This window comes from Fluviirhizobium alvei (assembly GCF_030551875.1).
GTDB lineage: Bacteria > Pseudomonadota > Alphaproteobacteria > Rhizobiales > Rhizobiaceae > Rhizobium_E > Rhizobium_E alvei.
On record NZ_JAUOZU010000005.1, the window covers coordinates 80,469 to 102,473 of the forward strand.

At 61.8% G+C, this 22,005-nt stretch carries 19 protein-coding genes; 9 read left to right on the forward strand and 10 right to left on the reverse strand.

The features are described 5' to 3' along the window. Positions 1 to 82: 82 nt before the first annotated feature. Positions 83 to 2,467, forward strand: a complete 2,385-nt coding sequence (gene ppsA / locus Q4481_RS05190; RefSeq protein ID WP_304375256.1) for a phosphoenolpyruvate synthase — start codon at positions 83 to 85, stop codon at positions 2,465 to 2,467. A 19-nt stretch (positions 2,468 to 2,486) separates the two neighbouring features. On the opposite strand, the gene guaD is transcribed toward ppsA, so the two are convergent. From guaD to Q4481_RS05240, 10 genes are all read right to left on the reverse strand, one after another. Next, positions 2,487 to 3,848, reverse strand: a complete 1,362-nt coding sequence (gene guaD, locus Q4481_RS05195; RefSeq protein WP_304375257.1) for a guanine deaminase — start codon at positions 3,846 to 3,848, stop codon at positions 2,487 to 2,489. Between the two features lie 45 nt (positions 3,849 to 3,893). Next, positions 3,894 to 5,234, reverse strand: a complete 1,341-nt coding sequence (locus Q4481_RS05200; protein ID WP_304375258.1) for an amidohydrolase family protein — start codon at positions 5,232 to 5,234, stop codon at positions 3,894 to 3,896. 3 nt (positions 5,235 to 5,237) lie between these two features. Beyond that, positions 5,238 to 6,095: an aromatic ring-hydroxylating oxygenase subunit alpha gene (locus tag Q4481_RS05205; RefSeq protein ID WP_304375259.1), complete on the reverse strand. Its 858-nt coding sequence runs from the start codon at positions 6,093 to 6,095 to the stop codon at positions 5,238 to 5,240. 16 nt (positions 6,096 to 6,111) lie between these two features. Next, complete coding sequence (locus Q4481_RS05210; protein ID WP_304375260.1) at positions 6,112 to 7,512, reverse strand: 8-oxoguanine deaminase; 1,401 nt, start codon at positions 7,510 to 7,512, stop codon at positions 6,112 to 6,114. Between the two features lie 45 nt (positions 7,513 to 7,557). After that, positions 7,558 to 8,313: an alpha/beta fold hydrolase gene (locus Q4481_RS05215; RefSeq protein WP_304375261.1), complete on the reverse strand. Its 756-nt coding sequence runs from the start codon at positions 8,311 to 8,313 to the stop codon at positions 7,558 to 7,560. Continuing rightward, positions 8,306 to 9,286 carry an isopenicillin N synthase family dioxygenase gene (locus Q4481_RS05220; RefSeq protein WP_304375262.1) on the reverse strand — a complete coding sequence of 327 codons (981 nt, stop codon included), beginning with the start codon at positions 9,284 to 9,286 and terminating at the stop codon, positions 8,306 to 8,308. The genes Q4481_RS05215 and Q4481_RS05220 overlap by 8 nt, the downstream gene beginning before the upstream one ends. Before the next feature lie 50 nt (positions 9,287 to 9,336). Further along, a complete protein-coding gene (locus Q4481_RS05225; RefSeq protein WP_304375263.1) occupies positions 9,337 to 10,272 on the reverse strand; it encodes an ABC transporter permease in 936 nt (311 codons plus the stop codon). A gap of 13 nt (positions 10,273 to 10,285) precedes the next feature. Further along, a complete protein-coding gene (locus Q4481_RS05230) occupies positions 10,286 to 11,335 on the reverse strand; it encodes an ABC transporter permease (protein WP_304375264.1) in 1,050 nt (349 codons plus the stop codon). After that, positions 11,325 to 12,908, reverse strand: coding sequence for an ABC transporter ATP-binding protein (locus Q4481_RS05235; protein ID WP_304375265.1), 1,584 nt, complete (start codon positions 12,906 to 12,908; stop codon positions 11,325 to 11,327). Before Q4481_RS05235 ends, Q4481_RS05230 begins: the two co-directional genes overlap by 11 nt. A 70-nt stretch (positions 12,909 to 12,978) precedes the next feature. Continuing rightward, positions 12,979 to 14,094 (reverse strand): BMP family ABC transporter substrate-binding protein, encoded by a 1,116-nt coding sequence (locus Q4481_RS05240; RefSeq protein WP_304375266.1) that lies wholly within the window; start codon positions 14,092 to 14,094, stop codon positions 12,979 to 12,981. 536 nt (positions 14,095 to 14,630) lie between these two features. On the opposite strand from Q4481_RS05240, the gene Q4481_RS05245 reads away from it, so the two are divergent. From Q4481_RS05245 to Q4481_RS05280, 8 genes are all read left to right on the forward strand, one after another. Beyond that, positions 14,631 to 14,888 carry an acylphosphatase gene (locus tag Q4481_RS05245; RefSeq protein WP_304375267.1) on the forward strand — a complete coding sequence of 86 codons (258 nt, stop codon included), beginning with the start codon at positions 14,631 to 14,633 and terminating at the stop codon, positions 14,886 to 14,888. A gap of 25 nt (positions 14,889 to 14,913) precedes the next feature. Beyond that, a complete protein-coding gene (locus Q4481_RS05250; protein ID WP_304375268.1) occupies positions 14,914 to 15,624 on the forward strand; it encodes a Rieske 2Fe-2S domain-containing protein in 711 nt (236 codons plus the stop codon). Then, entirely contained in the window at positions 15,624 to 16,256 is a 633-nt protein-coding gene (locus tag Q4481_RS05255; protein ID WP_304375269.1) for a glutathione S-transferase family protein, read from the forward strand. The genes Q4481_RS05250 and Q4481_RS05255 overlap by 1 nt, the downstream gene beginning before the upstream one ends. A 12-nt stretch (positions 16,257 to 16,268) precedes the next feature. Beyond that, positions 16,269 to 18,068 (forward strand): adenine deaminase C-terminal domain-containing protein, encoded by a 1,800-nt coding sequence (locus Q4481_RS05260; protein ID WP_304375270.1) that lies wholly within the window; start codon positions 16,269 to 16,271, stop codon positions 18,066 to 18,068. A gap of 15 nt (positions 18,069 to 18,083) precedes the next feature. Continuing rightward, positions 18,084 to 19,016, forward strand: a complete 933-nt coding sequence (locus Q4481_RS05265; protein WP_304375271.1) for a LysR family transcriptional regulator — start codon at positions 18,084 to 18,086, stop codon at positions 19,014 to 19,016. Positions 19,017 to 19,109: 93 nt separating this feature from the next. Next, positions 19,110 to 19,610 carry a thiamine pyrophosphate-binding protein gene (locus Q4481_RS05270; protein WP_304375272.1) on the forward strand — a complete coding sequence of 167 codons (501 nt, stop codon included), beginning with the start codon at positions 19,110 to 19,112 and terminating at the stop codon, positions 19,608 to 19,610. Further along, complete coding sequence (locus Q4481_RS05275; protein WP_304375273.1) at positions 19,607 to 20,215, forward strand: thiamine pyrophosphate-dependent enzyme; 609 nt, start codon at positions 19,607 to 19,609, stop codon at positions 20,213 to 20,215. Before Q4481_RS05270 ends, Q4481_RS05275 begins: the two co-directional genes overlap by 4 nt. A 205-nt stretch (positions 20,216 to 20,420) precedes the next feature. Beyond that, complete coding sequence (locus Q4481_RS05280) at positions 20,421 to 21,986, forward strand: GMC family oxidoreductase (RefSeq protein ID WP_304375274.1); 1,566 nt, start codon at positions 20,421 to 20,423, stop codon at positions 21,984 to 21,986. Positions 21,987 to 22,005 lie beyond the last annotated feature (19 nt).

Sequence of the window (22,005 nt, forward strand, 5' to 3'; positions counted from 1 at the left end):
TGTCACAACCGTGCGTTAGGATGGCTTCCAAGTTGGACCGGCATGGTCCGGCAAAACGATGAACATTGGGAAGGAGACCAGCATGAACGAGTTGATCCCGCATATCGCCTGGTTTGAAACGCTGCAGCGCGTCGATGTCGCCAGTGTCGGCGGCAAGAATTCGTCGCTTGGCGAAATGATCCAGCATCTGGCCGCCCAGGGCGTCGATGTGCCGCCGGGCTTCGCCACTACGGCGGATGCCTACTGGACCTATATCGACGCCAACAACCTGCGGGAAAAGGTTTCCCTCCTCGTTGGCGACTGGCAGCGCGGCAAGATGAGCCTTGCCGAAACGGGGCAGACGATCCGCACCCTCATCCTGCGTGGCGACTGGCCTGAAAGAACCGCGAACGAAATTCGCGAGGCCTACCGCGAACTGTCCCGCCGTGCGGGCAAGACGGACAGCCCGGTTGCCGTGCGCTCTTCGGCAACCGCCGAAGACCTGCCCGATGCCTCCTTTGCCGGCCAGCAGGAAACCTACCTCAATATCCGCGGCGAGGACGATCTCCTCAATGCCTGCCGGCGCTGCTATGCCTCGCTCTTCACCGACAGGGCGATCAGCTACCGCCAGACGCGCGGTTTCGACCATATGAAGGTCGCGCTTTCGATCGGCGTGCAGCAGATGGTCCGCTCCGATATCGGCGGCTCGGGTGTTATGTTCTCGATCGATACCGAAACCGGCTTCGACAAGATCGTGCTGATCAACGCCGCCTGGGGCCTCGGCGAAAATGTGGTCCAGGGTGCGGTCGATCCGGACGAATATCAGGTCTACAAGCCGCTGCTCGACAATCCGGCTCTGAAGCCGATCATCGAACGCAAGCGCGGCGCCAAGGCGATCAAGATGATCTACGGCTCCGGTGAAACGCCGACCCGCAACGTGCCGACCTCGAAGGCGGAACGCGCTGCCCTTGTTCTGAGCGACGATGAGATCATGGTGCTCGCGCGCTGGGCGACCACGATCGAACGGCACTATGGCTGCCCGATGGACATGGAATGGGCCCGCGACGGCGAAACCGGTCGCCTCTATATCGTCCAGGCCCGGCCGGAAACCGTCCAGGCCCAGCGCAAGGCGCCGGAATTCCGCTCCTATACGATTGCCAGCAAGGGCAAGACGCTCATCAAGGGCCTGTCGATCGGCGATGCCGTCGTCTCCGGCCATGCCTGCCTGATCGAAAGCGCCAAGGATATCGACCAGTTCATCGATGGCTCGATCCTCGTGACCTCGACCACCGATCCGGACTGGGTGCCGATCATGAAGCGCGCCGCTGCCATCATCACCGATCATGGCGGCCGCACCTCGCATGCCGCCATCGTCAGCCGCGAACTGGGCCTGCCCGCGGTCGTCGGAACCGGCAATGCCACCGAAATTCTCCATACCGGCCAGGAACTCACCGTCTCCTGCGCCGAAGGGGACGAGGGCATGGTCTATGAAGGCACGGCCGAGTTCAGCGTCGAAACCGTCGATGTCAGCAATCTTCCGACGACGAAGACGGGCGTGATGCTCAATCTCGCCAATCCGGGTGCGGCCTTCCGCTGGTGGCGGCTGCCGACAGACGGTATCGGGCTGACCCGCATGGAATTCGTTATCAACAATGCGATTCAGATCCATCCGATGGCGCTCATCCATTTCGACCGCCTGAAGGACGAGAGCGTCAAGCAGGAAATCGAGACGCTGACCGCAGGTTATGCCAACAAGCCGGACTATTTCGTCGACAAGCTGGCGCGCGGGCTCGCCCGCCTCTGCGCCTCGACCTATCCGAAGCCGGCGATCATCCGCATGAGCGACTTCAAGACCAACGAATATGCCGGGCTCATTGGTGGCGCCGATTTCGAACCCAGCGAAGAGAACCCGATGATCGGTTTCCGCGGTGCTTCGCGTTACTATTCGCCGCGCTATCGCGAGGGCTTTGCGCTCGAATGCCGGGCGATCAAGCGTCTGCGCGAGGAAATGGGGTTCACCAATGCGGTGGTGATGATTCCCTTCTGCCGCTCCGTCGGCGAAGCCAAGGCGGTTCTGGAAGTGATGGCGGAAAATGGCCTTACGCGCGGGGAAAACGGTCTCAAGGTCTATGTGATGTGCGAGATCCCCTCGAACGTCATTCTCGCCGCCAAGTTCGCCGAATATTTCGACGGCTTCTCGATTGGTTCGAACGACCTGACGCAGTTGACCCTCGGCGTCGACCGCGATTCCGGCGAACTGTCCGATCTGTTCGACGAACAGGACGAGGCCGTCAAATGGATGATCGCCCGCGTGATCGATGAAGCAGGCAAGGCCGGTGCCAAGATCGGCCTTTGCGGCCAGGCGCCGTCCGATCATCCGGAATTCGCCCGCTTTCTCGTCGAATGCGGCATCGACACGATCTCGGTGACGCCCGATAGCTTCATCAAGGTCAAGAAACAGGTGGCAGAGGCCGAAAAGGCCTCCTGATCCCGATTGACCGGGCGGCTTAGCGCACCTGCTGGCCGCCCACATAGACCTCTGCGATATTGGCTCGGGAAGCGCCATAGACGATCTTCTGCAGGATCGTCTCGCCCGCGTCCCTGTCATCGAAGAGCCGGATCGTTCCCTTTTCGGCACGCGTATCGACGACAATCGCATCAAACAGATAGCCTTTCGTGAACTGGCCGACCGGAAGATCGAGCGCCTTGGCGCCGCCGGCGGTGGCGACATGGAAGGCCTGCCGGAAGTCGATCCGGCGGGCTGCGCCCGAGGCACGCTCTTCCGGCGCGCGATCGGGATCGACGCCGGTCTCAAACATGCGTGAAACCAGGATCGCAGCGCGCGCATTCTCAAACAGCGATGCGCTCGGACCACCGGAAATGTCGGTGCCCATCCCCACATGCATGCCTTTTTCGAGCGCCGCCCGCAGCGGAAACACTGCGCCGGCAAAATAACCGTTCGAAAGCGGGCAATGCGCCACCCCTGCCCCGCGTTCGACAATGCGGTCCATGTCGCTTGCCGTCAGCAGGTTGGAATGGGCGAGCATGGTCCGCCGCGTCATCAGGCCGAACCGATCGAGACTTTCGGTATCGGTCATGCCATGGCGGTCGAGAACATAGCCATGTTCCCAGTCGCTTTCCGAACAATGGGTCTGTACATGGCAACCGCATTCCCGCGCCAGCGCGCCAAGCCCTTCCAGCGCCGCATCCGTGCAGGCCGGGATGAAACGCGGCGTGATGACCGGATGCACGAGGATTTCGCGATTTTGCGGATGCGATCGGACATAGTCGATCAGCGCGCGGGTGCCGGCAATCGCCTCTTCCGGCGAGGCATCGCGATAGAAATCCGGGCAATTCTCCGGATGGTCCATGGCGACCTTGCCGACGAGCGCACGCTGGCCCTTTTCGAGGCAGATATCGACAAGCGCACGCGTCGCATCCTGATGGATGGTGGCGAAATAGAGCGCTGTCGTCGTGCCGTTGGCGAGCAGATCCTCGACCAGCATTCCATAGGTCTCGCGGGCGAAGGCGAGATCCGCATAGCGGGCTTCGAGCGGAAAGGTGTATTTTTGCAGCCAGACTTCGAGCGGCACATCGAGCGCATCGCCGAGCTGCGGATATTGCGGCGCATGCACATGGCAATCGACCAGCCCCGGCAAGAGATAGCTTCCTGCGGGCAGGACTTCTAGCACGCCGGCCGCCTCCAGAGCGGTACGTTTTTCCGTATAGCCGGGCGCATCGCTTTTCAGCACATCGCTGATCCGGCCCTCGGCATCGATCGAGATCAGCACCTCTTCCAGCACCTCCATCCCGGATGGTTCGGGCGCATGAAAGGCCGTTGCGAGGAGGGTGCGGTTGCGAAGCGTCATTCTCTCATTCCATTCTCATTCCCGGTCATCTCTGGCCGGACAATCTCACGTCAGGCTGCGGTCGCGAAGGGCAAGTGCGGCCTCCCGGAAGCGCGCCATAACCTCGACCTCGTCTATCCCGGCCACCACGCGATCTTCCATCAGGATCTGGCCATCGACGATCGACATCACCACATCATCGGCACGGGCGGAATAGACGAGCGCGGCTGCCACATCATAGACCGGCAGGCAATGGGCCTTGTCGAGATCGACCATGATGAGATCGGCCTTGGCACCCGGTTTCAACCGCCCGGTTTCCGGCCGGTTCATCGCCTTGGCGGCCTCGCAGGTGGACATTTCGAGCAGCTCGCGGGTTTTCAGGAACTCGACATCATGGGTCTTGTCCTTGTGGATCATGCCGGCGAACTTCATCTCCTGGAACATGTCGAGGCTGTTGTGGCTGGCCGGGCCGTCGGTCGCAAGCCCCACCGTGATGCCGGCCTCGCGGCAGCAGCGCAGGCGAAGCGTGCCCGAATCGAGCTTGGCATTGCAGCAGGGACAATGGCCAATCTTCGTTTCGGTCTCGGCAAGGATACGAATATCCTCGTCATCGAGCTGGGTGCAGTGCGCCGCCGTCACATCGCCCTTCAGAAAACCCAGCGAATGAAGCCATTTGACCGGCGTCGTGCCATAGGTTTCGCGCATATAGGCCATTTCCTGCGGCCCTTCGGCGAGATGGGTATGGATCGCAAGCCCATAGGCATCGGCAACCTCGCGGACCTTGCGATACATGTCCAACCCGCAGGAATAGGGCGCATGCGGCGAAAGCCCGACATGAACCCGGTCATTGCCGGTCCGGTGATGGGCACTCACCTTGTCGCCGAAACGGTCGAGCGCCTTCCAGGACCAGTCGGTGATCGGTTCATAGATGCCGCGATCAGCAAATCCGTAGCCGAGCGTCGCCCGTAGCGGCACCTTCTTCAGCGCGGCAATCTGCGGCTCGACCCGGTAGGCATCGAAATGCTCGTTGAAGCAGGTCATGCCGGATTTGACCATTTCGATCAGGCCCATCAGGCTCGCCCAATAGAGCGTTTCCTCATCGAAATTGCGCTTGAGCCGCCACATGGTCGACAGCCATTCGAACAGCTGCACATCCTCGAGAATGCCGCGCAGCAGCATGTTGGAGGCGATATGGGTATGGCAATTGACGAAGCCGGGCATCACCACCTTGCCTCCGGCATCGATGATGCGGGAAGCGTTCGTCACGTCGATCTCAGACGACGGCCCCACTGCGACGATCTCGGCGCCGCGGATGGTCACGGTCCCGCGCGTAATCTCCGCCGCCCCGCCCATAGGCAGGACGGTGGCGTTGACGATGGCGAGATCGAACGTGCGCGTTTCACCCATCGATCAGGCCGCCATCAGCGAGGTGCCGTAGGTCACGCCCTTTTCTTTGAGCCAGCGGCGATAGGCGATCGAGGAGGCATCGGCGCGGGTCGGGATCTCCGAGCGCGGCTCCATCGGCAGCAGCACCGGCCTCTGGTTTTCGAGGATGATGCGATCCTGCAGGAAGATGAGCTGCTGGAACTGGATGAGTTCGCTTGTCGTCGAGACATCGTCGATCAGATACATGACCGGATGCGCCCGGCAACGATCGGGATCGAGCGGCTGCACGAACAGGCAGATCACATCCCAGCGATTGGCCGAATTCGGGCAGGTCTTGTAGAGCAGCGTCGTGAACGGCGTCATCACCCGGTAGATATACTGCGTCATGATGCCTTCGGTGGCCGAGAGGGCTGCCTGCGGCTGGAAGAACTGGCAGTTGGTCGCCCAGACCTCATCGACATCGCGACGGATCTCGACATTGTAATGCTCGACCTCGGTATGCGGCTCGGAACCGAGAATATCGGTATGGACGAAGGGAAAATGCGCCATGTCGAGGAAATTCTCGATGATGCGCAGACCCGACGCCTTCACCGAAACCGCCCCGCACGGCACGTAGCGACGATCGGATTCTTCGGTTTCCGGCACTGGGAAGATATCGCGCTCCGGCGTTCCGAGCGTTGTCCAGATGAAGCCGAACTTGCTCTTGATCGGCAGCGGCTCATCGCGCCCCTCCGCCTTGACTGTGATCAAGCCATCCTCGCTGCGGATCATCTCGAGATCGACGCCGAGCAAGCGGTTCGGCGAGGTTCCGACCGAAATGGCCGCCTCGGTTTCGATGACATACCACTGGTCCAATGAGGCTCTGTCTGTCGCTTTGGTCATATCGAAACTCCTGGTCTCAAATGTTGTAAATACGGTCCATGACAGTCTGGTGCCTGTCAAGCAAGCCGCCGATATCGGCAGCGGTGAATTCGCCGCCGGCAATGACCTGGCGACCATTGATGAAGGAATGATCCACCTTGAAGGGGCCGCACATGACGAGCGCGGCAAGCGGATCGCGCGAGGTGCCGGAGAGCCCGAGCTGGCGCAGTTTGATCGCGATGAAATCGGCGCTCATCCCCGGCGCGAGATAGCCGATATCGTCGCGACCGAGGATCTTCGCGCCACCGCGCGTCGCCATCGTCAGTGCCTCGCGGGCCGAGAGAGCCGCCGGCGTGCCACCGAAACCACCACGTCCGCCCGGTGTCTCGGAGAGATACTTGTTGGGCGCCACCCGCTGCAGCATCATGGCGAGGCGCGCTTCCATGAACATGTTGGACGTATCGTTGGAGGCCGAGCCATCGACGCCCAGGCCGACCGGAACGCCCTCGTCGAGCATCTCGCGGATCTTGGCGATCCCCTGCCCGCAGCGCATGTTGGCCGACGGACAATGGGCGACGCCGGTGCCGGTCTGGGCAAAGAGGTCGATCTCTTCGCTGGTCATGAAGATCGAATGGGCAAACCAGACATCCGGCCCCAGCCAGCCGACGCTCTCGGCAAAACCGACCGAGCGCATCTTGTAGACATCGTGGCAGTAGATTTCCTCGAACAGGTCTTCGGCGAGATGCGAATGCAGATGCACGCCCTTGTGGCTGCGCGCAAGCGATGCGGCATCCTTCATCAGCCCCGGCGTCACCGAAAAGGGCGAGCATGGCGCAAGAATGATCCGGCTCATCGAATGGCGGGAATTGTCGTGATAGGTCGCAATCAACCGTTCGGCATCCTTGAGGATAGCCTCTTCCTTCTCGACGCAATTGTCTGGCGGCAGGCCGCCCTGGCTCTGACCACGCGACATCGCCCCGCGAGCGGCGTGAAAACGCAGGCCCATATCGTGAGCCGCATCGATCGTCGCATCGAGCGTGCAATTGTTCGGCAGGATGTAGAGATGGTCGGAACTCGTCGTGCAGCCCGAGGCCATCAGCTCGGCCATCGCCACGCGCGCGGAAATGCCGATCGCCTCGTCATCGAGATTGGACCAGATCGGATAAAGCGTCTTCAGCCAGACCAGCAGTTCATCATCCTGCACCATCACCCGCGTCAGGTTCTGGTACATATGGTGGTGGATGTTGACCATGCCTGGCATGACGATATGACCGGAAAGATCGTGCACCTCGTCGGCCGTGACCCCGACGAAGTCCGCCATGGTGCCGACCTTTTCGATCACATTGTCACGGATGAGGATCGCCCCGTCCTCAAGTTCGCGGCCCTCGTCATCGAAGGTCGCGAGATAGGCAATGTTCTTGAACAGTTTCGTTGTCATGTCAGTCTCGGATTGGCGGAAGGAAATGGCGGCGCAGACCGTTCATCAGGCGGCCGCCTTCACATCTTGAACGAGGAATGGGATGAGCGCTTCTGCAAGCGCCTCGGGTGCGGAAAGCTGCGGAACATGGCCGGTCTCAAGCGTAACGTTGGCGGCACCCGGAACGAGCGCCTGCATGCGCCGCTGTTCGACAATGCCCACCGATCGATCAAGCGCTGCTTCGATATAGAGCCGTGGCAGCCGCCCGAACCGGGCGGGCGTCGGTTGGGCGGTGAGAGCAAAGCCCCCGAACGGCTGCGGCCGCAGCCGACCCACGGCATCCTCGGCAACCTCCGGCGTGCAATCGTGATAGAAGATCGCGCGCGCCACATCGGCCTCCGCCCAGCAGGTCGACCGATCCGAAGACCAGAGAAGATGCGGGGTGATGCCGCCGATACCTCCCTCTGCCGCAACGCTGTCCTGCAAGGTCTTGAAGCCCATGCCAGCCGGCAGCATCATGCCGGCAATATAGGCGATCCGCGACACACGTTCGAAAAAGCGTTCGGCAACGGCGGTAGCCACCACGCCGCCGCCGGAATGGCCAACGACACTGACCTTGCCCTCGATCCCGTCGAGGATCTTGCCGATATGATCGAGATAGAGGTCGAGATCGACCGCATGAGCCGGCACGTCATCATAACCGATGCCCGGCAGATCGACGGCGATCGCTGTCAATCCACGGCTTTCCAGGAGGGGCACGAACCGTTTCCAGGTCCAGCTTCCCTGCCAGGCGCCATGAATGAGCAGCACCGGATCAGCCATAGGTCTTGGCGAACATCTCCATGAGATGCCCTTCCGTGGTCGTCGGTGCGTATTTCGGCTCTTCGCCGGGCTTCAGGCAGGTCGGAATGCAGACGACCTCGTAATCCGGCGCGCCATCATAGAAGAAGGGCACCGAATAGCGTTCGCGACCGGAGGCATTGACGACCCTGTGCAGGGTCGATTTGTAGAGATCATTGGTCCAGCGGGCCATCGCATCGCCGAGATTGACGACGAAGGTTCCGGGGATCGGATCGGCATGGATCCAGCTGCCGTCATTCTTGTCGAACACCTGCAGGCCGCCGACATCGTCCTGCATCAGAAGCGTGATCGCACCCCAGTCGGTATGGGCACCGGCGCCCTTCTCGTTCTTCGGCGCATCCGGCCGCTGCGGCGGATAATGCAGAAGACGAAGCGTCGAGAGCGGTTCGACCTGATAGCCGTCGAAATAGTCTTCCGAAAGATCGAGCGACAGGGCAATGGCCTGCATCAGCCGGTCGCCGAGCTCCTGCATCGCCGCAAAATAGGCGAGCATTGTGGGGCGGAAGCCAGGCAGATCCTGCGGCCAGACATTGGGGCCGCGGTTGAAGCGGCCGGCGCGCACCATCGGATGATCCTCACGCATTTCGAGGCCGATATAGTAGCCTTCCTTGCGATCGGGCGGCGCTCCGGCCTCGAGCGTCTGGCCACCCAGCACCTCATAGCCGCGATTGCACTTGGATTTCTTCGATTTCTCGAGATCCATCTTGGCTTCGGATGGCAGCGCGAACAGCTTGCGCGTCTCGGCAAAGACGGCATCCATCAACCCCTGCGGAATGCCATGGCCGGCACAGTAGAAGAAGCCGTTGCCGATGCAGGCTTCCCGCAGGGCCCTGGCGACGGCGAGCCTGTCCTCCGGATTGGATGAGGTCAGACCACTCACATCCACGACCGGAAGCGTCGCCTGATCCACGCGTCGAGCAAGGTTGGATTCCATGCGTCTGTCCTCCGGCCGGTCTGGCGGTTGAAGCGAAGGCAACACCCGCCTTAGCGGATGTTACGGAAATAGGGTTCTCCGAGTGCTGCCGGTGCAGCCATCAGCCGCTTCATCCGCTGCCAGGCAATGACCGGCACGATGATGAAGGCGATGGTGCCGAGATAGGGCAGCATCGACAGGAAGGCCGGTGCGATCGGCCAGCCGCGCGCCTGACCGACGAAGCCGAGCGCGGTAATGAAGCCGAAGAGCAGACCGGAGAGAGCAGCCGGAATGGGCCGGTAGCCGGCAAAGATGACCAGCGCGACGGCAATCCAGCCGCGACCGGCGACAACGCCATCCGACCAGGCCGGTACGAAGGCGAGCACCAGATAGGCACCGGCACCGGCAGCCAGGGCAGAACCGGCGGCAACATAACCGAACCGGATCAGCCCGACCGGAATACCGGCCGCATCCGCCGCTGCCGGATTTTCACCGACCGCGCGCAGGTTGAGGCCATGCCGGGTGCGGAACATGATGTAGGAGAGCCCGATCGGCAGGATGATATAGATGAGATAGACCAGAATGTTCTGGCTGAAGAAGGCCTTGCCGAACACCGGGATCGACGACAGAACCGGCACGACGATGCCTTCGAAGGTCGCCGGCACCGGCATGCCCGAATAGGCCTTGCCGATGGTCTGGGCGAGACCCGTTCCCATCAGCGTCAGCGCCAGACCGCAAAGAACCTGGTTGGCGCGCAGCGTCACGGTCGCAAAAGCAAACAGCGAACCGATAAGGCCACCGACCAGCAGGGCGGCCAGAAAGCCGATGATCGGATGGGGCGTGGCGGTGACGGTGGCGACTGCGGTGATGGCCCCCATCGCCATCAGCCCCTCGGCGCCAAGATTGACGACGCCGACGCGCTCGGCCAGCACTTCGCCGATGGCGGCAAGCGCCAGAACGCCGCCTGCCAGAAATGCCGTGGTGAAAAGACCGGTCAGGAGTTCCATGGTCCGTTTCCTCTCAGGTCTTGTCGCGGATGATGCGATAGTGCGACAGTTCATCGCCGATCGCGGTCAGGAACAGGATCAGGCCGGTGATGGCCAGAACCGCAGAAGTGGTCAGCCCCTGCGTCTGCAGGATGATCCCGGAATTCAGAATGAACGCCATCAGGGCACCGGCGAAGATGACACCGAGCGAGGAGCCACGCGCCAGCACCGCCACCATGATGCCGAGATAGCCGTAGCTGTTGGAAATGCCGCCCTGCAGACGATGCACGGTGCCGGCAATTTCCAGCATGCCGGCAATGCCGGCAATGCCGCCGGACATCAGCATGACGGTGATGAGATGCCGACGAGCCGCGATGCCGGCATATTTGCCGGCCGAAGCGTTGGAGCCGATCAGGCGGACTTCGTAACCCCACTTCGTGAAACTGAGGACCAGCGCCATACCGATCGCCATGATCACCGCAATCGGCAGTCCCCAGTGAACGAGACCCCAGAATTCCGGCATTTCGGCGGGAATGCGGGCGGTCGCCGAATTGGCGACACCGCCGCGTTCGCGCCAGGCATCGGTCGAGACATAGAAAACCAGCAGGATCGCGACGAAGTTCAGAAGCAGCGTCGTGATCAGTTCGTTGACATTGGCATAGGCACGCGCCAGCGTCGGCACCAGTATCCAGACCATGCCGCCGATCGCACCGGCGATGAACATGAAGACGAGGCTCCAGGCTTCCGGCAGCGGCACGAACAGGCCGACCGCGGTGGCGGCAAAGGCGCCAGCGTAGAACTGGCCTTCGGCCCCGATGTTCCAGGCGCCGATCTGCTGGGCAACTGTTACAGATAGGCCGGTCAAGATCAGCGGGATGATCAGGAGCCCCAGATCTTCCATGCCGAAGGTGGAACCGAGCGAGGCTGTGACGACCTGCAGACCGAGATCGATCGGATTGTTGCCGGTAAAGGCGAGAATGATGCCAGCAATCACGAGTGCCAATGCAATGGCGAGAATGCGGGCGGCGAGCGCCATGCCGGGATTGGCAGAGGGAAGCCGTTGCAGACGGAAATTAGCGGCCATGGGCTGCACCTCCGGCATGACCCTTGCCGCCCATCATCAGGCCGATTTCCTCGATATCGACATTGTCGTTCTGAACGACACCCATGATACTTCCTTCATAAAGCACGGCGATGCGATCGGAGAGATTGAGCAGTTCCTCGAGCTCTTCCGAAATCAGCACGATGCCGGCACCGGCATTCCTGAGTTCGACGATGTAACGCAGCATGGTGTTGATGGCGCCGACATCGAGGCCGCGGCTGGGATAGGCCGCGACGAGGATCTTGTTGGCGACCCGCATTTCGCGGCGCGCCACCAGACGCTGCTGGTTGCCACCCGACAGGTTGCGGATCGGCATGCCGAAATCCGGGATCGCGACTTCCGCCACCGAGGCGATTTCGCGCGCCAGCGTTCCGGCAGCACCCGGCTTGTAGATGCCGCCCACCGTTACCGGCGGCTTGCGATATTCCCGCATCACAGCGTTGACGGTGATTGAAAGGCCCGGCGCGAGACCGGAATGCAGCCGGTCTTCCGGAATATGGCCGATGCCGCGATCGACAAACTCGGCGGCATTCGCCCGCGTGACCTTTTCGCCATCGATGCGGATTTCACCCGACGAAATCGATCGCGTGCCAGTGAGGATCTGGCTGAGTTCCCGCTGACCATTGCCGGCCACCCCGGCGATGCCGAGAATTTCGCCGGCACGGACATCGAGCGAGATCCCGTGCAGGGCCTTGTCGCCACTGTCTTTGAGCGCGATGACATTCTTGAGGCTCATCACCGGCTTTTCGGAGATAGGGGCGGCGCCTTCCGGGCGTCCGCGCATATCGGCAAGCACGATATCGCGCCCCACCATCATGCGGGCCAGCTTGGCGGGCGTGCAATCGGATGCAAATTCGGTCGCGATCTTGCGCCCGCCGCGCAGGATCGAGATGCGATCCGAGATTTCGAGAACTTCGTCGAGCTTGTGCGATATGAAGATCACCGCATTGCCGGTCGAGACGAACTCCCGCAAGGCCTTGAACAGTTCGCGCGCCTCGGCCGGCGTCAGGACTGCCGTCGGCTCGTCGAGAATGAGGACTTTCGCCTCGCGGGCGAGAACGCGGAGAATTTCGACACGCTGCTGCTCGCCGGTCGACAGTTCGGTGATGCGGGCAGCCGGCCGGACCTGGAGATTGAACTTGCTTGCGAGGGCGGCCGTGCGCGCTTCGAGAATGGCGGCAGAGGCGCGGCGCGGCGTTTCCTTCCAGCCGAGATGGATGTTTTCGGCCACCGTGAAGGCATTCACCAGCTTGAAGTGCTGGTGCACCATGCCGATACCGGCGGCAATCGCCTGTTGCGGCGAGGCAAATTCGCGCCCATAGCCCTCAATGATGATCTCGCCGCCGTCCGGCTGGTAGATGCCGGTCAGAATGTTCATCAGCGTCGATTTTCCGGCGCCGTTTTCGCCGAGAAGCGCATGGATCTCGCCAGGCATGACATCGAGATCGACATCCTCGTTGGCGATCACGCCGGGGAAATATTTGGCGATCCCCTTGAGTTGCACGAGTGGTGCGGTGCCGGGTGGCGCCACGTATTTCTCTGGATGTTCGGTCATTCGGAGCACCGGCTGGAAAAGGAAAGGCAGGGAGGACGGGCCGAAACGGCCCGTCCAGGATGGCGATGGATCAGAGGCCGGTGACGCCTTCGATCGACCAATCCCAGTTGTAGAGTTCGAGCTCGGTCATCTGCTGGCCCTTGGCAACCTTGACATTGCCCTTGGAGTCCTTGAGTTCGCCGACGAACGGCGACCAGCCACCGAGGATCTTGTCGCGAACGGCATCGGCTGCCTTGCCGACTTCTGCCGGGACCTTCTCGCCCCAGGCATCGCGATCGACGCCGGCGCCCATCGAGAAAAGAGCGGTTTCCGGCGTCCAGGTGCCGGCGAGACGCTTGCCGACCTGCTCGACATAGTACTTCTTGAAGTCGATAATGATCGAGGAGACGTACGAGTTCGGGCCATAGCGACGGATGTCGGTGTTCCACATGGCAGCCCAGACGCCGCGCTTTTCAGCAACCTGCAGATAGGCGGCTTCGTCCATGATGCCGAACAGGAAGTCGCAGCCATTGTCGATGAGTGCGGTGCCAGCCTGGGCAGCGGCCTGCGGATCGAACCAGGAATTGATCGCGATCGTCTGGCAGGTCGCGTTCGGATTGACGGTGCGCGCACCCATCAGGAAGGCGTTGGTCGAAGCATAGACCGAAGCAACCGGGAAGGAAGCGACATAGCCGAGCTTGCCGGTCTTAGACAGCATGCCGGCGGCAACGCCGACAACGTAGGTCGGATACCAATGGGCCAGATAGTACCAGCCGAGATTGTCCATGGTGATGTGGCCGTTGCATTCCATGAAGGCCACTTCCGGCGCCCGCTTGACGACTTCATGCAGGAAGTCACCGGTCGAGGACGTGTCGAAGATCATGTTGGCACCTTCGCTGACGAACTGGCGATAGGTACGCGTCGCATCGGCAGAGTAAGGAACGTTCTCGACCTCAAGCACCTTCTTGAGCTTCGGGAAGGCTTCCTTGACGGCGAGCACGCCCTGATGGTGGCTCCAGGTCCAGCCTTCATCGGTGACCGGGCCGACATGGCCGAAACCGATCACGGCATCTTCTTCCTTGACAGCAGCAAGGGGAGAGGCCGCAAAGGCCGGACGGATGAGACCCGACGGCAGCACGGAAGCAGCCGCACCGGCTGCGGCCATGTTGAGAAAGCCGCGACGGGAAAGATTACGCAAGTCGATCATGAGAACCCCTTCTGGTTGGTCGTTACGCCTCGGAAAACGGATCTCGCTCACCGGCCGGCGTCTCGTGGGGATTAAAAGCAACTAGCATGCCAATCCCCATTCCAGGCGGGATACGACTTTCGTCGGCGGTGTTTCGCTCAGGATTGGCCGCTAGACCATTTCCGAAACACCGCCCTCCGCCGGGACGAAACACCGGTCTGCACGCCATCGGAACGGTCGATTTCATTGAATATTTACCGTCCGATGGAGCGAAAAACCGCCATCGACAACGACCTTTCCAAATTGCAGATGTTCGGAATAGACGGAAAAATTCGACGGACAGTTTGCGTAAAAAGCAACAACTCCCTCGAAAAAACCGCTTGAAAACATAAGGACGCCAAGGCTACATTGATTAAAAGAAAGGCGAGCCTATTTTTTGTGCATTTGCCTTTCAGATCGCATTAAAAAAGGTGCAGACGCGTGAACGGGTCCTCGAAGCCGCTACAGAATATTAGGGATAGCGAAGAAAAAACCATTGCAACTTCAGAGGGATGCCGATGAACGCTGCAATACGCTTCACCTTCATGGGCACCATTGCCTGCGACAGTTTTCTGGAGTTCGCGCGCCATCGTGCCCGACGCCTCGATCTCGATCTCGACATCGGCCGTTGCGACAATGCGCGGGTAGAACTGACCGTTCAAGGTCAGGAAGCTCTGGTCGACATGTTCGAAATGGCCTGCAGCCTCGGCCCCTACGATTGCATCATCCTCGATGTCCATCGCACCGAGACGGCGCTCAAAGACACATTGCATTGAACCGCTATATTCAAAGGAGTTCACCATGACTTTGCAATCCGGCTGGGTGCCTGTTGCACTCACCACATCGATCGAGCCGGGCAGTTCGGCCGGCGCGGTCGTCAACGGCGCCGAAATCGTCGTCTGGCGCGACAGCAAGGGCGACATCCATGTCTGGGAAGATCGCTGTCCGCATCGCGGCATGCGCATGAGCTTCGGCTTCGTGCGCGGCGACCAGATCGCCTGCCTCTACCACGGCTGGGCCTATGATAAGGGCGGGCAGTGTCAGTATATTCCGGCCCATCCCGATCTCGAAGTGCCGAAGACGATCAAGATCCCGACCTATGCGGTCGAGGAACGCGACGGCATCGTCTGGACCTGTCTGAGCGAGGATGCCGATGTCGCGGGCCTGCCCGAGACGGGCGGCGTCGCAAGCCCCGTCCGCAGCCTCTATGCCGATTGCGCGATCACTGCGGTCGCCACCACCCTGTCCGCTGCAGCCCTGCCCGATGCGGCCGGTCTCGACCATCCCGCGAGCGTCGAAACCCTTCTCGGCAACTGCTTCCTGCTCACGGCAGGTGCTTTGAAACTGCTTATCGCCTGCCAGCCGGTTGGTCCGGCAAAGACCGCCCTGCATCTTTCCCTGATCGGTCAAGCGCCCGCGTCGGCGGCGGAACTGAAGGCGATCGCCCGCTGGGCGGAAGGCCTGCGCCGGTCGCTCGAACAGACCAAAACCGATTTCGCCGAGGTGGCATGATGAGCACGCTGACCCTTTACAACTACGACCTCGACGACAGCTGCTATCGCGTCCGGCTGCTGCTCTCCATGCTCGACAAGGACTATACCGCCTTTACCGTCGACATGGTTCCAGGCAACGAACATCTGAGCCCGACGATGCTGGCGAAGAACCCGACCGGCATTCTGCCGACGCTGGAAGATGGCGACCTGACGCTCTACGGGCCGGAAGCCGTTCTCGCCTATCTCGCCAAAGCCTATGATCCCGCCGGCACCTGGCTGCCTTCGGATGCGGCCGGTTTTGCCGCCGTCATGCAATGGCTGAACTTTTCCGCAAGCCTGCTGACCGCCGCCTCCGAGGCGCGCAAGGTGGCGCTCTTCGGCCTTCCGGGTGACCTTGAAAGCCTGAAGGCATCCGCAAAAAGCGCTTTCCGGATCATGGACGATCATATGATCCTGCGCCAGATCGACGGGCTCGAATGGTTGGCCGGCACCGGCCCGACGCTCGCCGACATCACGCTCTTCCCGATTTTTGCGCTCAGCCGCGATTTCGGCATCGATCACGACGAGTTCCCGGCCCTGCGTCGCTGGATCCGCCGTTTCCGCGCCCTGGCAGGTTTCAAGACCATGCCCGGCATTCCTGATTATCACTGAGGAGCCACCGGCATGTCGAAAATCACCCGTTTTTCCGTAGCGCCACTCGCCAGTATGACGCGCCGGATGGCCGACGTCGCTTCCGGCCGCGCCACCCCCGACCTGGTCATCGGCGGCGCCCGCGTGCTGTCGACCTATTCCGAACGCATCCTTGCCGATCGCGAGATCTGGATTGCCGGTGGCCGCATTGCCGCCGTCAAGCCGGCCGGCACCCACAAGGGCGGAGCCAGATTCTACGATGCCAAAGGCGGCATCATCGCGCCGGGGCTTGTCGATCCGCACATTCATATCGAATCGAGCATGGTGACGGCCTGCGCCTATGCCGAGGCGGCACTTCTGAACGGCACCACCACGATTTTCTGCGACAGCCACGAGATCGGCAATGTCATGGATGTCGCCGGTGTCGAAGCGATGCTGGAAGATGCCCGCCACGCACCGCTGTCGATCTTCCTCACCGTGCCGTCGACGGTGCCGGCCACCTCTCCCGAACTCGAAACCGCCGGTGGCGACCTGACGCCCGACAAGATCGCCGCCCTGTTCGACAAATGGCCCGAAGCCGTCGCTCTTGGCGAAAAGATGGATTTCGTACCGGTAACGATGGGCGATGAGCGTAGCCATGCGATCCTCGCGGCAGCCCTTTCGCGCGGCAAGCCGGTTTGCGGCCATGTCTATGGCCGCGAATTTGTCGCCGCCTATGCGGCGGCCGGTGTCAGCGATACCCATGAGGCGATCGACCGCGACATTGCTGACGACATGCTTGAAGCCGGCATCTGGCTGTTCCTGCGCGGCGGACCGCCGACGACGCCCTGGCATTCGCTGCCGGAAGCAATCAAGACGGTGACCGAACTCGGCGCATCCCACAAGCGCATCGCCGTCTGCACCGACGACCGCGATGCCGACGATCTGCTTGCCTTCGGCATGGACTGGGTCGTGCGCGAGGCCGTCAAGGCCGGCATGACCAAGGAACAGGCCTGGTCGATGGGGTCGCTGCATGGCGCGACCCGCTTCGGCAAGGAAGGCGAAGTCGGCGGCCTGGGTGGCGGACGGCGCGCCGATCTCGTGCTGCTCTCGGACAATCTCGAGCCGATCAGCACCTGGTATGGCGGCGAACTGATGGTCGACCAGAAGAAGATCACGCCGCTGCTCGACGAATGCCTCACCGATCTCTGGCGCTATCCTGAGGCCGCCTACCATACGGTCAAGCTGCCGAAGGAACTGAAGCTGACACCGGAACTGCCGACCACGACCGTGGTGGCCAACACCATCCGCACCGAACTGCCCGGCATCATTCTCGGCCACGAGAAGATCACGCTGGAACCGGCCAACGATTGGCAGACCCATTTCGATCGTCATGGTCTCTGCTTCGTCACCGTCATCGAGCGTCACGGCAAGTCGGCCGGCAATGTCGCCCATGCGCTCCTGTCGAACTTCGCGCTGAAGAGCGGCGCTGTCGCCTCCTCCGTCGGCCATGACAGCCACAACATCATCATTGCCGGCACCAACGAAGCCGACATGCAGGTCGCATTGCGGGCGATCGAGGCTAATCAGGGTGGCGTCTGCGTGGTGCAGGATGGCAAGGTTACCGCCATGGTGCCGCTGCCGATCGCAGGCCTCCTGTCCGACAAGCGCGTCCATGTGGTGGCCGAAGAGGTGCAGAAGCTGAAGGTGGAATGGGAAAAGGCCGGTTGCACTATCCCCTACATGGGCTTCAACCTCATCCCGCTCTCCGTCATTCCGGAAATCCGCATCACCGACAAGGGGCTTGTGACCGTGCCGCAGATGGAGATCGTGCCGCCTTTCGAGGCGGCCTGATCCGGGAGGCGCCGCATGGATCCCTTCCGGCTCGGCCTCGTCGCCACCCGCATCCACTATTTCCAGCTGGTGGCGCGGCTGGGCTCGATCCGGCAGGCGGCGCTTGCCCTCAATGTCGCGCCCTCCTCCGTCAGCCGCATCCTGCGGCAGCTGGAGGAGGAACTCGGCACGCCCCTGTTCGAACGGGTGCGCCAGCGGCTGAAACTCACGAGCGCGGGCGAGTTGATGCTCTATCATGCCCGCGCCAGCCTGACCGAACTCAACCGCGCCTGCAACGAAATCAACGATCTGCATGGCCTGCATCGCGGCACCATGTCGATCGCCATCGTTGAAAGCGTCGCCCGCGGCCTGATGCCGTCAGCACTCGAATCCTTCTGGACCCGTCATCCCGCAATCACGGTCGACATCAAGGTCATGGGCTCGCAACAGGCCGCCAATGCGGTGGCCGAAGGCGAATGCGACCTGGCGCTGGTGTTCGACGTGCGGGTGCCGCGCACCATCCGCCGCATCGCCCAGGCCTTCCTGCCGCTCGGGGTTCTCGCGCTGCCCGACAGTCCGATGGCGGGCCGCAGCGAATTGAAACTGTTCGATCTCGCCAACGAACGGGTGATCCTGTCCGATTCGTCGCTGATGCTCGGCACCTCGGTCGAGGATGCCTTCAACCGCTCCTTCATCGATCTCGCCCGCCGCTCGCGCACCAACTCGATCGGACTGATGGTCGACATGGCCAAGCGCAATCTCGGGACCGTGTTGCAGACGCGGGTCGGTGTCGAACAGGAACTCGCCGAAGGCACCCTCAAATTCATACCGTTGCGCGACGCGCGCCTTGCACCGCGCAAGCTGATGCTGCTCTCGCGTTCGGAGAAGGAAATGTCGGATGCCGCATCCGCAATGGGCCGTCTGCTGGAGCAGGCAGTCGATCGTCTGGCCGCGGAACCCGCTGTCTGAGTTGTTGTCTTCAAAACAACAACATCATCGAAAAATGCCGTCTATTCGGCACAACTCGCTTTTGCCAGATTGGGGTCGAACAGAGGGTCCAGCATGAAACAATCTTCCGTCGACGCGGTCATCCGCGGCCTCAAGAAAGCAGGGGTGAGCGTCGTCTGCTACCTGCCCGATTCGCTTTTCAAGGAGCTTTATCCGGCCCTTGATGCCGATCCGGACATCCGCACCATCCGCGTGACCAATGAGGGCGAAGGGGCTGCCATCTGCGGCGGCGTGTTCCTGTCCGGCAAGCGGGCAGCACTCGTGATGGAGAATTCCGGCCTGCGCGCCTCGGTCGAGCCGCTTGCGCGCATGGGGCTTGGTGCCGGCATCCCGGTCGTCATGCTGATGAGCTATCGCGGCGAACTCGGCGAGAACAACTGGTGGGCCATTCCGCATGGCATCACCATGGAACCGGTGCTGAATGCGTTGCGCATCCCCTATCGCGTCGTGCGCGAGGAAGAGGCAATCGAACAGTCGATCGTCGATGCCTACAACTGGTCCTACAACGCCTATTATCACTCGGCCATCGCGCTGGGCGGGAGCATCGTCCGATGAAACGCTATGACTGCATGAAACTGCTCGCCGACCGGCTCAAGGACGAACTGGTGATCCTGTCGCTCGGCGCCTCCGTGGACGAATGGTACAACGCCGCCCCGCATATGCGTGAGGCCAGCCTGTTCCAGCAACAGCTCGGCTGTGTTACCCCCCAGGCCTTCGGTCTGGCAGCCGGGCTTCCCCATCGCCGCATCATCTCGCTCGATACCGATGGCGGCATGATGTTCAACCTCGGCATTCTGGCCACCCTCGGCAACGAACAGCCCAAGAACCTGTTTGTCGTTGTCTGGGACAATGAATGCTACCAGTCGATCGGCGGACCGCCGACGCATACGGCCTTCGGTCGCGTCGATATTGCCGCCATCGCCCGCGGCGCCGGCGTCGACAATGCCTATACCGCCCGCACGCTCGAGGAATTCGAAGCCCATTGCGAGGCCGGATTGAAGGCCGACGTTCCCTATATCGTCGTCGCCAAGGTGGCTGGCACCGTTCAGCCCGACATCAAGCGCAAGCATTCGGACGGACGCGAGGACAAGTACATCTTCGTCCGCCATGTCGAGGCCACCGAAGGCATCGTCATCATGGGTCCGAGCGAGCATAATTGAGGGAAATGATGGGCCTCCTTTGGACGTCTGCGGGAAATAACCCCTCCCCAACCCCTCCCCACAAGGGGGAGGGGCTTGACCGGCATTCCACCAACGAGCGGACAGCAACAAGGACAGGACGGCGCCACGGGGTTTCTCCCCCCTTGTGGGGGATATGGCCGGCAGGCCAGAGGGGGTCTTCGCCCGGAATGCTGAAAGGTCGACCATGAGGAATGCTCCATCCCTCCCCACCCGCCCACTCGAAAAGGCCTACGACTATATCGTCGTCGGTTCGGGATCGGGCGGCTCTGCGGTCACCCGCCGCCTGATCGACGGAACCGATGCGACCGTTCTTCTGATCGAGGCCGGTCCCGCAGGGCTCGGCATTCCCGAGATCGATGACCCGACCCAATGGGTGCCGCTCGGGCGCAGCCAGTATGACTGGCTCTATGATTATGCCCCGTCCCGCCATGTCAACGGCCGCACGATCGGCATTCCGCGCGGCAAGGTGCTCGGCGGCTGTTCGGCGACCAACGCGATGATGTGGTATCGCGGCCATCCGCTCGATTACGACGCCTGGGGTGAGGCCGGCTGCGCGGGCTGGAGCTTTGCCGAATGCCTGCCCTATTTCAAACGGGCCGAAGACTGGGAAGGCGGCGAGACCGCCTATCGCGGGGCTGGCGGGCCGCTCCGGATCGAAACCAGCAAGGCGCTGCATCCGATCGCCCAGGCAATGATCGACGGATCGGCCGAACTCGGCATTCCGGTGATCGACGATCCGAATGGCGAAAGCAACGAGGGGGCCGCCCCTTCGAATTTCAACATCGTCGGCGGCAAACGCTGGAGCTCCGTCACCGGCTATCTCGCACCCGTTTTCGACCATCCACGACTGACGATCCTCACCGGTTCGCTCGTGACCAGCCTGGTGATCGACAAGGGACGCATTACCGGTATCCGCCATCTGGTCGATGGCAAGCAGATGGAAACCGCGGCAACGACACAGGTGGTGCTTGCAGCCGGCGCTTTCGATACGCCGCGACTGCTGATGCTCTCCGGCATCGGTGATCCGCAAGAACTTGCGCGCCTCGGCATCCCGACAGTTCATGCCCTGCCCGGCGTCGGCCGCAACCTGCAGGACCATCCTCTGGTGCAGGCCGTCGTCGTCCGCTCGCGGAAACCGCTTGGCGACAAACTCGACAATGGCGGCGGCTCGATGATGAACTGGAAATCGCGGCCGGATCTGATCCAGCCCGACATCCATGCCTTCCCCGTTCAGGGCAATTCCGCCGAACCGAGATTGCGCGAACTCTACGATCTTTCCGGCGAGGTCCTTTCGCTCGGCGCCGGCCTCATGCATTCGAAAAGCGTCGGCCATATCCGCATGTTAGGGGCCGAACCTCTGGCGCCGCTTGAAATCCAGCCCAACTATCTCGCCGAACCGAGCGATCTCGATGCGATGGTGATCGCCGTCGAGACCATGATGGATCTTGCCGAAACGAAAGCCTTTTCGGGCCTGTTCGACGGTTTTGCCGCGCCACCCGCAAGGCTCGATCGCGCCGGTATGATCGACTTCGTCCGCAATGGCTGTTCGACCTTTTTCCATCCCTGCGGCACCGCGAAGATGGGTTGCGACGACGACGCCGTCGTCGATCACAAGCTCAGACTGCGCGGCCTCTCCGGCCTGACGATCGCCGATGCATCGGTGATCCCGATCATTCCGACCTGCAACACCCATGCGCCGGTGACGATGATCGGCGAGCGGGCTGCCGATTTCCTGATTGCCGCCGCCTGACCGCCACCGACCCGAGGAC

Coding starts and splice junctions, on each gene's coding strand:
- Q4481_RS05220 (WP_304375262.1), bottom strand. CDS start 9,286: ATGGAATCCAACCTTGCTCGACGCGTGGATCAGGCGACGCTTCCGGTC.
- Q4481_RS05270 (WP_304375272.1), top strand. CDS start 19,110: ATGAAACAATCTTCCGTCGACGCGGTCATCCGCGGCCTCAAGAAAGCA.
- Q4481_RS05230 (WP_304375264.1), bottom strand. CDS start 11,335: ATGGCCGCTAATTTCCGTCTGCAACGGCTTCCCTCTGCCAATCCCGGC.
- guaD (WP_304375257.1), bottom strand. CDS start 3,848: ATGACGCTTCGCAACCGCACCCTCCTCGCAACGGCCTTTCATGCGCCC.
- Q4481_RS05205 (WP_304375259.1), bottom strand. CDS start 6,095: ATGACCAAAGCGACAGACAGAGCCTCATTGGACCAGTGGTATGTCATC.
- Q4481_RS05255 (WP_304375269.1), top strand. CDS start 15,624: ATGAGCACGCTGACCCTTTACAACTACGACCTCGACGACAGCTGCTAT.
- Q4481_RS05210 (WP_304375260.1), bottom strand. CDS start 7,512: ATGACAACGAAACTGTTCAAGAACATTGCCTATCTCGCGACCTTCGAT.
- Q4481_RS05265 (WP_304375271.1), top strand. CDS start 18,084: ATGGATCCCTTCCGGCTCGGCCTCGTCGCCACCCGCATCCACTATTTC.
- Q4481_RS05280 (WP_304375274.1), top strand. CDS start 20,421: ATGAGGAATGCTCCATCCCTCCCCACCCGCCCACTCGAAAAGGCCTAC.
- Q4481_RS05225 (WP_304375263.1), bottom strand. CDS start 10,272: ATGGAACTCCTGACCGGTCTTTTCACCACGGCATTTCTGGCAGGCGGC.
- Q4481_RS05200 (WP_304375258.1), bottom strand. CDS start 5,234: ATGGGTGAAACGCGCACGTTCGATCTCGCCATCGTCAACGCCACCGTC.
- Q4481_RS05260 (WP_304375270.1), top strand. CDS start 16,269: ATGTCGAAAATCACCCGTTTTTCCGTAGCGCCACTCGCCAGTATGACG.
- Q4481_RS05250 (WP_304375268.1), top strand. CDS start 14,914: ATGACTTTGCAATCCGGCTGGGTGCCTGTTGCACTCACCACATCGATC.
- Q4481_RS05235 (WP_304375265.1), bottom strand. CDS start 12,908: ATGACCGAACATCCAGAGAAATACGTGGCGCCACCCGGCACCGCACCA.
- Q4481_RS05245 (WP_304375267.1), top strand. CDS start 14,631: ATGAACGCTGCAATACGCTTCACCTTCATGGGCACCATTGCCTGCGAC.
- Q4481_RS05275 (WP_304375273.1), top strand. CDS start 19,607: ATGAAACGCTATGACTGCATGAAACTGCTCGCCGACCGGCTCAAGGAC.
- Q4481_RS05240 (WP_304375266.1), bottom strand. CDS start 14,094: ATGATCGACTTGCGTAATCTTTCCCGTCGCGGCTTTCTCAACATGGCC.
- Q4481_RS05215 (WP_304375261.1), bottom strand. CDS start 8,313: ATGGCTGATCCGGTGCTGCTCATTCATGGCGCCTGGCAGGGAAGCTGG.
- ppsA (WP_304375256.1), top strand. CDS start 83: ATGAACGAGTTGATCCCGCATATCGCCTGGTTTGAAACGCTGCAGCGC.